At 64.9% G+C, this 12,336-nt stretch carries 11 protein-coding genes; 5 read left to right on the top strand and 6 right to left on the bottom strand.

Annotated features, from left to right (window positions below):
• Positions 1-2: 2 nt before the first annotated feature.
• The 4 genes from N5B55_RS07280 to N5B55_RS07265 all read right to left on the bottom strand — a co-directional run bounded on the left by N5B55_RS07280 (position 3) and on the right by N5B55_RS07265 (position 4,405).
• A complete protein-coding gene (locus N5B55_RS07280; RefSeq protein ID WP_304539615.1) occupies positions 3-752 on the bottom strand; it encodes an SDR family oxidoreductase in 750 nt (249 codons plus the stop codon).
• A 140-nt stretch (positions 753-892) separates the two neighbouring features.
• Complete coding sequence (locus tag N5B55_RS07275; RefSeq protein WP_304539614.1) at positions 893-1,840, bottom strand: ABC transporter substrate-binding protein; 948 nt, start codon at positions 1,838-1,840, stop codon at positions 893-895.
• Between the two features lie 35 nt (positions 1,841-1,875).
• Positions 1,876-2,907, bottom strand: coding sequence for an ABC transporter permease (locus tag N5B55_RS07270; protein ID WP_027677438.1), 1,032 nt, complete (start codon positions 2,905-2,907; stop codon positions 1,876-1,878).
• Positions 2,900-4,405 (bottom strand): sugar ABC transporter ATP-binding protein, encoded by a 1,506-nt coding sequence (locus N5B55_RS07265; RefSeq protein WP_369812429.1) that lies wholly within the window; start codon positions 4,403-4,405, stop codon positions 2,900-2,902. The genes N5B55_RS07270 and N5B55_RS07265 overlap by 8 nt, the downstream gene beginning before the upstream one ends.
• 297 nt (positions 4,406-4,702) lie before the next feature.
• Between N5B55_RS07265 and N5B55_RS07260 the strand changes: the two genes are divergently transcribed.
• The 4 genes from N5B55_RS07260 to N5B55_RS07245 all read left to right on the top strand — a co-directional run bounded on the left by N5B55_RS07260 (position 4,703) and on the right by N5B55_RS07245 (position 9,486).
• Positions 4,703-5,410 carry a FadR/GntR family transcriptional regulator gene (locus N5B55_RS07260; protein ID WP_065854900.1) on the top strand — a complete coding sequence of 236 codons (708 nt, stop codon included), beginning with the start codon at positions 4,703-4,705 and terminating at the stop codon, positions 5,408-5,410.
• A gap of 410 nt (positions 5,411-5,820) precedes the next feature.
• Positions 5,821-6,828, top strand: a complete 1,008-nt coding sequence (locus tag N5B55_RS07255) for a zinc-binding alcohol dehydrogenase family protein (protein ID WP_304539612.1) — start codon at positions 5,821-5,823, stop codon at positions 6,826-6,828.
• A gap of 4 nt (positions 6,829-6,832) precedes the next feature.
• Positions 6,833-7,960, top strand: coding sequence for a mannitol dehydrogenase family protein (locus N5B55_RS07250; protein WP_304539611.1), 1,128 nt, complete (start codon positions 6,833-6,835; stop codon positions 7,958-7,960).
• A gap of 14 nt (positions 7,961-7,974) precedes the next feature.
• Positions 7,975-9,486 (top strand): UxaA family hydrolase, encoded by a 1,512-nt coding sequence (locus N5B55_RS07245; RefSeq protein ID WP_304539610.1) that lies wholly within the window; start codon positions 7,975-7,977, stop codon positions 9,484-9,486.
• 19 nt (positions 9,487-9,505) lie between these two features.
• Here N5B55_RS07245 and N5B55_RS07240 read toward each other — a convergent pair whose 3' ends face one another.
• Positions 9,506-10,276, bottom strand: a complete 771-nt coding sequence (locus N5B55_RS07240; RefSeq protein WP_304539609.1) for a DUF2182 domain-containing protein — start codon at positions 10,274-10,276, stop codon at positions 9,506-9,508.
• Positions 10,251-11,021 (bottom strand): DUF899 domain-containing protein, encoded by a 771-nt coding sequence (locus tag N5B55_RS07235; protein ID WP_304539608.1) that lies wholly within the window; start codon positions 11,019-11,021, stop codon positions 10,251-10,253. Before N5B55_RS07235 ends, N5B55_RS07240 begins: the two co-directional genes overlap by 26 nt.
• A gap of 87 nt (positions 11,022-11,108) precedes the next feature.
• Here N5B55_RS07235 and N5B55_RS07230 point away from each other — a divergent pair, with 87 nt between their 5' ends.
• Complete coding sequence (locus tag N5B55_RS07230; RefSeq protein ID WP_304539607.1) at positions 11,109-12,329, top strand: helix-turn-helix domain-containing protein; 1,221 nt, start codon at positions 11,109-11,111, stop codon at positions 12,327-12,329.
• Positions 12,330-12,336: the final 7 nt, after the last annotated feature.

Genomic DNA, 12,336 nt, shown 5'->3' with positions numbered 1-12,336 from the left:
AATCAGTTGGACCAGCCGCCGTCGATCACGCAGCAGGTGCCAGTCGTGAAGCGGGACTCATCCGACGCGAGGTAGGTCGCCAGCGCGGCAATCTCGTCTGCCGTGCCGACGCGCCCCATGGGCTGGCGCGCAACGAACGCTGCGCGGATGGTGTCGATCGGCACGTTCTGTTCCTTTGCCTGCGCGGCAATGCGCTGCTCGAGCGACGGAGACTCCACTGTGCCCGGGCAGATGGCGTTGCAGCGGATGCCGCGCGCCACAAAATCGGCGGCAATGGCCTTGGTCATGCCGATGACGGCCGCCTTGGTGGTGCCATATACGAAGCGGTTCGGCACACCCTTCACGCTGGAACCGGCGGAGGCCATGTTGATGATCGAGGCGCCGCCGTTGTCGAGCATCTTCGGCAGCAGCGCACGTGTAAGCCGGTACATCGATGTCACGTTGAGCTGCCAAGAGAAGGCCCAGTCGTCTTCCGAGCATTCGAGGATGCTGCCGTGGTGCACGAAGCCCGCGCAGTTGAACAGCGCATCGAAGGCGGCTTCTTCGCGTGCCAGGAGGGCAACGGCAGTGGCGTCCGTCACGTCCAGGCGCAAGGTGCGGACGCCGGCGGTCTCTGCCAGCGTATTCAGCGCTTCTGCATTGATGTCGGTGGCGAGCACCTGGGCGCCCTCTCTTGCAAACATCATCGCGCTGGCCCGGCCAATACCCTGCCCGGCCGCCGTCACGAGGATGCGTTTTCCTTGGAGTCTCATTGCGTCTGCGTTCCGGCGCGGGCCACGTTGATGTTGGCCCGTTCCGGCAATGGAGTGAAATGCACTGCGCCGCTCAGGAAAGGATGCAGCCGGCATGGCGGTGAACGACACGCCGCCATGCCCGTTGTTGCGATGCCTGGTCAGTACAGGACGTTCTTGGCCTCAGGCGAATCCAGGTTCTGCTTGTTGACCATCATCACGCCGGTGTCGACCTGCTTCTGCACGGGCTTCTTCTCGATCACGCTGACCACCGTCTCGATGCCCTTGTGCCCCATCTGGTACGAGCTTTGGACAGCGATGGCACGGATCGTGCCGTCGCGCACGAAGCCCTGCAGATCCTGGTTGCCGTCAAAGCCGATGGCCGCCACCTTGCCGCTCTTGCCGGACTGCTGCAGTGCGCGGCCCATCCCGACGGCCGTCGGCTCGTTCGCACCGAAGATGCCCTTCAGGTCAGGATTGGCAGCCAGCACGTCCGTCGTCTGGTTCAGCGCCGTGGCCATCTGCGATTGCGAATAGAACGGCCCGACCACCTGCAGCTTCGAATGCGCTTCGATGTATTTCTTGAAGCCGCCCACGCGGCCAATTTCCGACCCCGCGCCCGGCACGTACGACATGATCGCGATCTTGCCGGTCTGGCCGACGGCATCGATCATGGCCTTCGCACACAACTCACCCGCTTTCGCGTTATCCGTCGACAGGAACGACTGGTAGTACTGCTTGCCCGAATCGGACACCATCGAGTCGATCAGCACCACCGGGATGTGCGCTTCCCAAGCTTTCTTCATTGCCGGTACCAGCGCATCCGGGTCCGACGGCGCGAGCACGATGCCCGCCACATGCCGGTTGACGGCGTTCTCGACCATGTTCACTTCATCGGCAATGGCCGATTCCGCTGCGGGGCCCTGGAAGGTCATCGTGTAACCCTTCGCGTTGCCCATGGCGGCCGTCGCGCCTTTCTGAACGTTCTGCCAGTAGTTGGAATTTGCCGATTTCACGATCACGGCAATTTCACCGCCCGCCGCCTGCGCATAGGCAGAGAACAATGCGCACGTTGCTGCAACCACCGCCAGCACGGAAAGCTTCTTCATGTCTCACTCCTTGGTTTTGGTTTGAACTTCTCGACTCACAACTTGCGGTTTCTGAGCTGATCGATCCAGACGGTGCCGAGGATGACCACGCCGATGATGATCTGCTGGATAAAACTCGATACGCCGTTCATGTTGAGCCCGTTGCGCAACACGCCGATCACGAACGCGCCGATGGCCGTGCCCGAGACCGTTCCCACACCGCCCATCAGCGACGTCCCGCCGATCACGGCACTGGCAATCGCATCAAGCTCGTACATCACGCCTTCGTTCGGCTGCGCAGTCACCAGGCGCGACATCAGCACGCACCCGGTCATGCCGGCCAGCAGGCCCGAGAGCACATACGTGAACAGCTTCACGCCCTGCACGTTCACGCCGGACAAGCGCGCCGCCTCGGCGTTCGAGCCGACGGCGTAGATGTGGCGGCCCAATGACGTGCGTGAGAGCAGCACCGACACGGCGACGAACAGCGCAAGCATGATCACCACCGGGTAAGGAATGCCCGGAAAGACCGTGTCCGGAAAGCCGTCTGCGCCGATGTGCGAGATGCGGAACAGCGCACCGTTGCCGAGTTCGCCAAAGGCGTCGCCCAGGCCCGAGACCGGACGGGCGCCCGTGATCTGCAGGGCCAGGCCGCGCGCGACCAGCATCATGCCCAGCGTGGCAATGAACGGAGGCAGACCCATCCGCGTGATGCAGATACCGTTGACCCATCCGCACACGGCGCCGACGGCCACGCCGGCCAGCATGGCAAGCGGCACCGGCACGCCCATCTTCACGAGCAAGGCGGCCACCACGCCCGAGAGCGCCAGCACCGAACCCACCGAGAGGTCGATGCCGCCGGTGATGATCACGCACGTGGCGGCCACACCCAGGTAGGCAATCGACGTGACCTGCAGTGCGACGGTCATGAAATTGCCGACCGAAAAGAAGGCCGCGCTGGTGGCAGAAAACGCAATCACGAGCGCCACGAGGCTGCCCAGCGCTGCAAACTTCTGGATCAAGTCGCGGTGGTGTTGCTTGCGCTGCGTCTTCACGGGCTGCGGCTGATCTGATGTCATTTCAAGCATGGGTTCGTCCTGATGCGTAATGCAGAATTTCTTCCTGGTTGGTCTTCCGTGTGTCCAGGACTGCGGTGATGCGGCCTTCATGAAAGACGGCAATTCGATCGGTCATGCCCAGCAGTTCCGGCAACTCCGAACTGATCAGCACGACACCGACACCGTCCGCGGCAAGTTGGTCCATCAGCCCATAGATCGCGTACTTGGCGCCCACGTCGATGCCGCGCGTCGGCTCATCGAAGAACAGGATGCGCGAACCGCGATACAGCCATTTGCCGATCACGATCTTCTGCTGATTGCCGCCGGAGAGATTGCGCACGGTCTGTCCGACCGACGGCGTGCGGATGTTCAGCTCGCGCACGTAGCGCTGCGCTACGGCCGTCTCTTCGGAAAAGCGCAGAAAGCCGTGCGAAGAAATCGCCCGCACATTGGCCAGGGTGATGTTGACGGCCACCGGCATCGAGAGCGCCAGACCGTCCTTCTTTCTGTCTTCCGACAGGTAGGCAATGCCCTGCCGGATCGCCTCGCGCGGGGAGCGGATGGTGACCGGCTGATCGCCCATATGGCCCAGCATGATCGACCCGGAATCGAGCCGTTCCGCACCAAAAATGGCCCGCGCCACCTCCGTGCGGCCTGCGCCCATCAAGCCGGCAAAACCGAGAATCTCGCCCTTGCGCAGCTCGAACGACACCGGCCCGAAGACGCCCGCGCGGCTCAGCGAATTGACACGCAGCAACACCTCGTCGGTCGGCACCGATTTGCGTGCGGGAAACACATCGTCGAGCGAACGGCCGACCATCCGCGCGACGATCTCGTTGATGCTGGTGGAAGCGAAGTCGCTGGTGGAGATATGGCGGCCGTCACGCAGCACCGTCACCCGATCAACGATCTCGGCCATCTCGTCGAGCCGATGCGAGATGTACAGGATCGCCACGCCGTCGGCGCGCAGCTCCTTGATGATGCGAAACAGCTGGACGGTTTCGGATTCCGTGAGCGAAGACGTGGGCTCGTCCATGATCAGCACACGCGCGTTGAGCGACAGCGCCTTGGCGATCTCCACCATCTGTTGCTGCGCGATCGACAGGGCACTGACCAGCGTGGTCGGCTCGACAGCCAGACCGATCCGCTGCAGATAGCTGCGTGCGTTCGTGTTGAGCTTGCGGTAATCGATGAACGGACCGCGCTTGGGCTCCCGCGCCAGGAAGATGTTTTCCGCCACCGACAGGTGCGGCACGAGGTTCAGTTCCTGATGGATGATCGCAATGCCCGCCGCCTGCGCCTCGGAGGTCGATGTGAAGCGCACGGCCTCGCTGCGGTAAGTGATGGCACCATCGTCCGCCGTGTATTGGCCGCTGATGATCTTCATCAAGGTGGACTTGCCGGCGCCGTTTTCGCCGCAGACGGCATGGACCTCGCCCACGCGCAGATCCAGATCCACGCCATCCAGCGCAACGACGCCGGGAAAGCGTTTGCCGATGCGCTGCAAACGTAGAATCTCTTGCGGCATCGACGCTCTGGAGCTGCTTACGTGCGCGGGCACGGCATCAGCACTGCTCATCGTGGTCTCCGTTGTGTTGCGAGGCTCTGATCTTCCGCTCGACATACTGGTAAGTCCAGTTTGGAACGTCTCAACCAGGCCAGGCATTTTTTGGTCAAGCCAATATCACTTATAACGTACCTGCCTGACCACTAGTGCAAACCCTGAACTGCTGCCGACACCAGTGTAGACAACGCCTCGCGGTGCGCATGCTAGACTCGGACCACCCTTGAACGCAGTCACGTCAGCGCCCAAAATCACACAGCAATGAAGCAGACTGAGCCAAAGCGGCTTTACCAATCTGTGGCCGCGCAGATCCTCGCGTTGATCCAGCAGGAAAAACTCGGGCCCGGCACACGCCTGCCGCCGGAGCGCGAACTGGCGCAGACGCTGGGCGTATCGCGGCCGTCACTGCGGGAGGCGCTGATCGCCCTGGAAATTGGCGGCCAGGTTGAGATCCGCATGGGTTCGGGCGTCTACGTACAAGACACCAGCGCGGTCAGCGAGAGCGCGGCCATTCCGTCGCTGGGCGAAAGCCCTTCCGAGTTGATGCAAGCCCGCGCGGTGCTTGAAGGCGACGTGATCACGCTGGCCACGGGCCGTCTCACAGCGGCCACGCTCGACAAGCTCCAGCGCACCATCGACCGCATGAAGAAACTTGCATCGAGCGGAAAGTCGCCCACCGATGCCGACCGCCAGTTCCACATGCTGATTGCCGAGACCGCCGGCAATTCGGTCCTGAGCCGCTTTGTGGCGGAGCTGTTCGACAGCCGCCATGACCCGCTCGCCATGGCGATCCGCGATCATGCCGAGGGCGAATCCAGCTGGCATGCGGCCGTGCATGAGCACGAAGAGATTCTCAAGGCGCTGCAGGCCGGCGACCCCATCGCGGCGCAAACCGCTATGCGGGCGCACTTGCGGGCCTCGGAAGAACGCTGGATCGCGGGCGCCATTCAGCAAGACGCCCCGCAGTAAGTCCCCTCCCCATGCGCGGCCCGCCTGTGGCTGCGCCACCCTGCCTGGGCGCACTACGCCACTCTGCCTGCCTGCCAAAGCGGTCTGACCAAATATCTAACCGCCGCGCCTTGACCCCTTGAAAACAAGGGATTTCCGGCATCAGGGTTTCCCCCCTCCAGGAATTTCACGCGAGATGTTAAATTGGCCTGACCAATAGGTGAGGCCTGTTTGGCATGACCAGTTGCCGGAGACGTGCACCGTTTCCCTCAACTTGGCGCAGTGCGCGCACGCAATCGGCCCTCACCTCATCCCACCCAAGGAGACCGGAAGGTGACCCATCGTTTGCCACTGCCACACGCCCATACACCACCGCGTCAACGGCTTCACCGCGCGGAGACTGGCGGTGCTATTTCGGCCGGAGCCGCATCATGCTGACCGTCGTCTGCGAAACACCCGGCACGCTGCTGGCCCTGGACAGGCCGGTTCCCAGCCCCGCCGAGGGCGAAGTGCTGCTGCGCGTCAAACGCGTGGGCGTGTGCGGTACCGACCTGCACATCTTCACAGGCAATCAGCCTTACCTGAGCTACCCGCGCGTGATGGGGCATGAGCTGTCGGGCATCGTCGACCAGGCGCCGGCCGGCAGTGCGCTGAGCAAGGGCGACGTGGTGTACGTGATGCCGTACCTGTCCTGCGGACACTGCGTCGCATGCCGCCAGGGCCGGACAAACTGCTGCGTCAATATCCAGGTGCTGGGTGTGCATCGCGACGGGGCATTCACCGAATACCTGAGCGTGCCGCAAGCCTTCGTGCACAAGGCGGACGGCGTCAGCCTGGATCAGGCCGCGATGGTGGAATTTCTCGCCATTGGCGCGCACGCCGTGCGTCGGGCGCAGGTGCACCCCGGGCAGCGCGTGCTGGTCGTCGGCGCCGGTCCGATCGGCATGGCTGCCATGATCTTTGCCAAGCTGCGGGGGGCGACGGTTACGGCGCTGGACTCCCGCGCGGATCGTCTTGCCTTTGCGATCGAGCAACTTGGTGTGGACGCCAGCGTGGCACTGGGCGATACCGATGAAGCGCAACTCGCCGCGCTCACCCGCAATGAGTTCTTTGACGTCGTGTTCGATGCGACGGGCAATCCGGAGGCCATGGAGCGTGGCCTGCGCTTTGTGGCGCATGCCGGCACGTATGTGCTGATCTCGGTGGTGGCAGCCAACATCGCGTTCTCCGATCCGGAATTCCACAAACGCGAAACCACATTGCTCGCCAGTCGCAATGCCACCACGGAAGATTTCGAGACCGTGCTCGACGCCATGCGCGCCGGCCAAATTCCGGCCGCGCTCAACACGCATCGCATGGCGCTGGCGGACGTGCCCGAGCACTTCAAGACACTGCTCGACCCTGCCGCTGGCGTAGTGAAAGCCATCGTGGAGTGCTGAGCGCATGACGGCGCCGATCCTCCAGTTCGGCACGAGCCGCTTTCTGCAGGCGCACGTCGACTTGTTCGTATCGGAAGCGCTCGATGCGGGACAAGCGCTGGGCGGCATCACGGTCGTGCAATCCACATCCAACCCGGCCAGTGCCGCGCGCGTGGCGGCGCTTGCCGGTGGCGCCGGTTATCCGGTGCGCATTCGCGGCTTGCGAGACGGCGCACCCGTTGACCAGACTGTCACCTGCCGCGCCGTGCAGCGCGCCCTGCAGGCCGACGCCGACTGGCATCACTTGCGCGAGCTCATGGCAACACAGGTGCAGGTGGTGGTGTCGAACACGGCGGACCGGGGCTATCAGCTCGACCCGCGCGACGACGCGAGCTTGCTGCAAGAGCCCTCGCGCGTGCCGCGCAGCTTCCCGGCCAAGCTGGTCGTGCTGCTACACGGCCGCTGGTTGCGCCAGCCGCTGGCCCCACTCTCGCTGTTTCCGTGCGAACTGATCGAGCGCAATGGCGACACGCTGTGCGCAACGGTCTGCGCGCTGGCGCAGCAATGGATGCTGCCTGCGACGTTCGTCGACTGGCTGCGCACACATTGCGTGTGGGCCAACTCGCTCGTAGACCGCATCGTCTCCGAGGCATTGCACCCCGTGGGCGCCGTGGCTGAACCGTACGCGCTGTGGGCCGTCGAGCGTCGCCGGGGACTGGTGCTGCCCTGCACGCACCCGGCCATCGTACTGACGGGCGAACTCGATCATCACGAGCGCCTCAAGCTCTTTCTGCTCAACGCGGGCCACACCTTCCTGGCGGAGCGGTGGCGCGAAGATGCGCACCCCGCTGACCTGACTGTCGCGCAGGCCATGGAAGACCCACACCTGCGGCCGGAGCTGGAAGCCCTGTGGCGCGACGAGATCGTTCCCGTATTCGCGGCGCTGGACAAGCGCGACGCAGCGGAGGCCTATCTCGTCTTGCTGCGCGAGCGCTTGCTGAACCCCTACCTCGCCCATCGCCTGGCCGACATCGCGCAGAACCACGCGCAGAAGAAGCAGCGGCGCCTGGCGCCTATCGTGGCGTTGACGCGGCAGTTGGGCTTGCAACTCGCCCAGCCGCGCCTGAACGCCGCGCTGGCCAATCCGAATTGAACATGCAAGGCATCATGTCCGACGCTCCCCTCATCCTGCTTGCCCCTGACGACGACGTGGCCGTCGCCCGTGTAGCGCTCGCGCCCGGCGCAGCGCTCAACGCTGCATTGACCATCCGCGATCCCATTCCCGCCGGTCACAAGGTTGCATTGCGCGACATCGCCGTGGGCCAGCCGGTGCACAAATATGGGCAAGTCATCGGCGTAGCCACGGCGCCAATCCGTGCGGGTGAGCACGTGCACGTCCACAACATCGGCATGGCGCACGCGTCTGCCCAGCATGCTGTTGCCCACGCGTACCGCGCCACCGTCCCCGTCGACACACCCGCCACATTCGAGGGCTACGTGCGGGCGGATGGCCGCGTCGGCACGCGCAATTTCATTGGCGTCATCTCCAGCGTGAACTGCTCGGCCACCGTGTGCCGGCATATCGTGCAGGCGGCCCAGACGGAGGCGGCTGCCTTTCGCAACGTGGATGGCGTGGTCGCCATCACGCACGGCAGCGGCTGCGGCATGGCCGGCAACGGCGAAGGCCTGGCGCTGCTGCAGCGCACGCTACGCGGCTACGCCGATCACCCGAACTTTGCCGGCGTGCTGATCGTTGGTCTCGGTTGCGAAGTCAACCAGATTGCGCCGCTCGTGCAGATGCTCGGGGCGCGCGCACCGGGGCTGTTCTCATCGCTGACGATCCAAGAGGAAGGTGGCACGCGCGAGGCGATTGCCGCCGGCTTGTCCATGCTGCGCGACATGCTGCCGATCGCGAACGAGGCACAACGCAGCACTGTGCCGGCGAGCCATCTCACGGTGGGCCTGCAATGCGGCGGATCGGACGGCTACTCCGGCATCAGCGCCAACCCTGCGCTGGGCGCCGCGGTGGATCTGCTGGTGCGGCACGGCGGCACCGCGGTGCTGTCCGAAACGCCCGAGATCTATGGTGCAGAACATCTACTGACCGCGCGCGCCGCAACCCCTGCCGTGGCGGACGCGTTGATGGCCCGGCTGGCCTGGTGGGAGCATTACACGCGTACGCTCGGCGCGGACATGAACAACAACCCTTCGCCCGGCAACAAGGCCGGCGGCGTCACGACCATCCTGGAAAAATCCCTCGGCGCGGTCGCCAAGGGCGGCAGCAGCGGGCTGATGGCCGTGTATGAATATGCCGAGCCGGTCCAGACACATGGCCTTGTGTTCATGGACACGCCCGGCTACGACCCCGTGTCTGCCACGGGCCAGGTCGCAGGCGGCGCCAACCTGATCTGCTTCACAACGGGCCGCGGGTCCACCTATGGCTGCAAGCCGGTGCCCTCCTTGAAGCTTGCGACCAACAGCACGCTCTATCGGCACATGGAACTCGACATGGACTATGACTGCGGCGGTATCGTCGATGGCCACCTCAGCATCGCGCAAGCCGGCGAGGCGCTGTTCCAGCTGATGCTGGCCACGGCCTCCGGCACGCGCACCAAGAGCGAACTCAATGGTCTGGGCGACAACGAGTTCGTCCCGTGGCAGCTTGGCGCGGTGATGTAAGGCGTGTACTCGGCACGCCTCAGGGCAACGTGGCACGCAACATCAAGAGCAATCCTGCCCCGACGGCAGCAGCGCCAATCCAGCGGGCAACGCGCTGCCCCGCAGGCGCCAAGCGCTCGAGCGTAATCGCCGCTGATACAGCCGCCATTGCACGCACGTCCATCACGCCGGTCACCAGCAGGATGGCCGTCAGGCCGGCGCACGAAGCCGCACAGCGCACGCCAAGGTCCAAGCCAAATCGCCATGCACGCCCAGGCGTCTGCGCTAGGCGGCACCATGCAAGCTTGCGCAACTTCCATGCACTGAACTGCAGTGCGCCCGCCGCAAGAACCACCGCGCCTCTGGCAAGCGGCGCCACGCGTGCCACTACAGGCCATGTCATTTCGAACTGTGCCAACGCCGCGCCCAGCGCAAAGACCATCACGCCGATCAGCGTCCATACCGCGAAGTATCCCGCGCCTGCCAACGCCGTCTGCGTATCAACGTTCGGTTTGCCTGCCAGGTGCAGCGCACCGCGATACTGCCGCAGCGTCGGCAGCAATGACGGCAGCATCATCGCGGCCATCATCACCGTCCACATGCCAATGAAGGACGCAGCAAAGCCCCACCATGTCTGACCGCACATCGGCATCCAGGCCATCGGCATCTCGCTCATGGCCGGCATGGCGTTGCACCATGCCACCGTCGCTGTCGTGCTGGTGATGAACAGCAATGCCGAGACGGCCAGAAAGCCGCGCTCGGACACAGCATGCTCGCGCGGCAGCTCAACGCTGCTGAGCGTATTCGTCATGGCGACGCCACCAGACACCGGTTTCGTTGCGGCCCAGCGGCGCGCGGTCCAGCCACTGGTATGCGCCCCACAAGCCGTCGAGCCCGCGCGCGTAGGTCGAATACGTGTGATACACGACGCCATCTTCCAGCACGAACGCGCTCATGCCGGGCCGGTCGCGCACGTAGGTGGGCGCATCGGTGCCGCACATGCTGGCGAACTGCTGCACGGGTTCGGGCAACTCGGATGCATCCATCACGTGGCTGCCGCGCACGTAGTTGTAGTCGGCGCTGCCGGCGCGCTGCTGGTCTTCCGTGATCGAGACGTTGAAGTCGTAGTTGAAATCGCTGCCCACCGACGACGCCCACGAGAAGCTCCAGCCCATCCGCTCCCGGTACTCCAGCAACTTGGCCAACGGCCCACGCGACACCGCCATCAACGTGACGTCGTGGTTCGCCAGATGCGTGACGAAGCCATCGAAGCCGTCGGCAATCATCGAGCACGAGGGGCAGCCCGCCTTGTAGTCGGGCCCAAACATGAAGTGGTAGACCAGCAGTTGCGAACGTCCGCCAAACAGATCGCCCAGCGTCGCGCTGCCGTTCTCGGTTTCGAAGCGATAGCTTTTGTCGATGCGAACCCACGGCAGTGCCTGCCGGCGGCGCGCGAGTTCATCGCTTCGGCGCGTGAGTTCCTTCTCGGCCTTGAGCAGTTCAATGCGCTCTGCCAGCCAGGTTGCGCGGGTTGCTGTCGGGTGTGTTGCACTCATGCTTGCCTCCGTTTTTGGGTGAGTGGTCGTGTGCTAGATTAGGCGCCGACCTCAAACGGCGGGAGTGACAAGTGTGGCGGGATTCGAATGGATTCATTGATCACGGCTGCAGCCCGCGCACTCGCCGCCGGTAACCCATTCGGAGCGCTGAACCGTGTCGCCTTGCGTGACGACGCGCCAGCACTCGCACTGCGCGGCATCGCCATGGCCCAGCTCGGTGACCTGGCACGCGCCAAGCTCCTGCTGCGCCGCGCCGCCCGCGCATTCGGCGCACGCGAGGCCGTGGCACGCGCACGCTGCATCGTCGCGGAAGCCGAAGTCGCTCTCGCCTCGCGCGATCTGGGCTGGCCCGCCAAAACCCTCGACACGGCATGCGCCACGCTCGAGGCGCACGGCGATCACGTCAACGCCGCACACGCGCGGTATCTCAGCATCCGCCGCCTGTTGCTGATGGGCCGCCTGGACGACGCCGAAGCCGCGCTCGCCGCGCTAAGCCCGGCGCGTCTTCCTGCGGTCTTGCGGGCGGCACATGCGCTCGTCGTCGCCGGCATTGCCATCCGACGTTTGCAGACCGGGGCCGCACGCGCAGCCTTGAACGACGCCGATATCGCGGCGCGCCAGGCCGGCATCCCGACGCTCACGGCCGAAGTGGAACGTGCCGCCCAGGCCTTGAGCGCACCGGCTGCGCGGCTCATCTCGCGAGGCGAAGAACGCGTGCTGCGCCTTGATGATGTCGAAGCCCTGTTTGCGTCGGACGCGCTCGTGGTGGACGCATGCCGGCTCGCCATTCGGCAGACCGATGCCGTCGTCCCACTTGCGACGCGGCCCGTGCTCTTCACGCTGGCGCGGGCATTGGCCGAAGCGTGGCCTGAAGACGTGCCCCGAGACGCCCTCATCGCGCACGCATTCCGCACCCGGCATCCCGACGACTCGCACCGTGTGCGCCTCCGCGTGGAGATCGGTCGTTTGCGCACGGCCCTTGGTACGTTGGGCACGGTCAAGGCGACCAAGCGAGGATTTGCACTGCAACCCCACGCTGCGCCAAGCGTCGTCGTGCTCGCGCAGCCCGTCGACGAGCAATACGCCGCCGTGCTGGCGTGCCTGGCCGATGGGGAATCGTGGTCCAGCTCCGCGTTGGCATTGGCGCTCGGCGCCAGCCAGCGCACCGTACAGCGCGCGCTCGACGCGTTGGCGGCCGCCGGCAAGGTGCAGTCCTTCGGACGCGGGCGCGCGCGCCGGTGGGTGACGCCGCCGTTACCCGGATTCGCGACCACCTTGTTACTCCCTGCCCCGCTGCCAAGTGACTAGGATGAAG

The sequence above is a fragment of the Ralstonia pickettii genome, assembly GCF_030582395.1.
Classification (GTDB): domain Bacteria; phylum Pseudomonadota; class Gammaproteobacteria; order Burkholderiales; family Burkholderiaceae; genus Ralstonia; species Ralstonia pickettii_D.
The sequence above is the reverse complement of the archived record's forward strand: the minus strand, read 5'-3'. Positions and strand labels throughout refer to the sequence as shown.

What these genes read in the sequence shown, in the direction of transcription:
- N5B55_RS07275 (WP_304539614.1), bottom strand. Translation starts at nt 1,840, where the DNA reads ATGAAGAAGCTTTCCGTGCTGGCGGTGGTTGCAGCAACGTGCGCATTG.
- N5B55_RS07255 (WP_304539612.1), top strand. Translation starts at nt 5,821, where the DNA reads ATGCTGACCGTCGTCTGCGAAACACCCGGCACGCTGCTGGCCCTGGAC.
- N5B55_RS07245 (WP_304539610.1), top strand. Translation starts at nt 7,975, where the DNA reads ATGTCCGACGCTCCCCTCATCCTGCTTGCCCCTGACGACGACGTGGCC.
- N5B55_RS07250 (WP_304539611.1), top strand. Translation starts at nt 6,833, where the DNA reads ATGACGGCGCCGATCCTCCAGTTCGGCACGAGCCGCTTTCTGCAGGCG.
- N5B55_RS07240 (WP_304539609.1), bottom strand. Translation starts at nt 10,276, where the DNA reads ATGACGAATACGCTCAGCAGCGTTGAGCTGCCGCGCGAGCATGCTGTG.
- N5B55_RS07265 (WP_369812429.1), bottom strand. Translation starts at nt 4,405, where the DNA reads ATGCCGCAAGAGATTCTACGTTTGCAGCGCATCGGCAAACGCTTTCCC.
- N5B55_RS07230 (WP_304539607.1), top strand. Translation starts at nt 11,109, where the DNA reads ATGGATTCATTGATCACGGCTGCAGCCCGCGCACTCGCCGCCGGTAAC.
- N5B55_RS07280 (WP_304539615.1), bottom strand. Translation starts at nt 752, where the DNA reads ATGAGACTCCAAGGAAAACGCATCCTCGTGACGGCGGCCGGGCAGGGT.
- N5B55_RS07260 (WP_065854900.1), top strand. Translation starts at nt 4,703, where the DNA reads ATGAAGCAGACTGAGCCAAAGCGGCTTTACCAATCTGTGGCCGCGCAG.
- N5B55_RS07235 (WP_304539608.1), bottom strand. Translation starts at nt 11,021, where the DNA reads ATGAGTGCAACACACCCGACAGCAACCCGCGCAACCTGGCTGGCAGAG.
- N5B55_RS07270 (WP_027677438.1), bottom strand. Translation starts at nt 2,907, where the DNA reads ATGCTTGAAATGACATCAGATCAGCCGCAGCCCGTGAAGACGCAGCGC.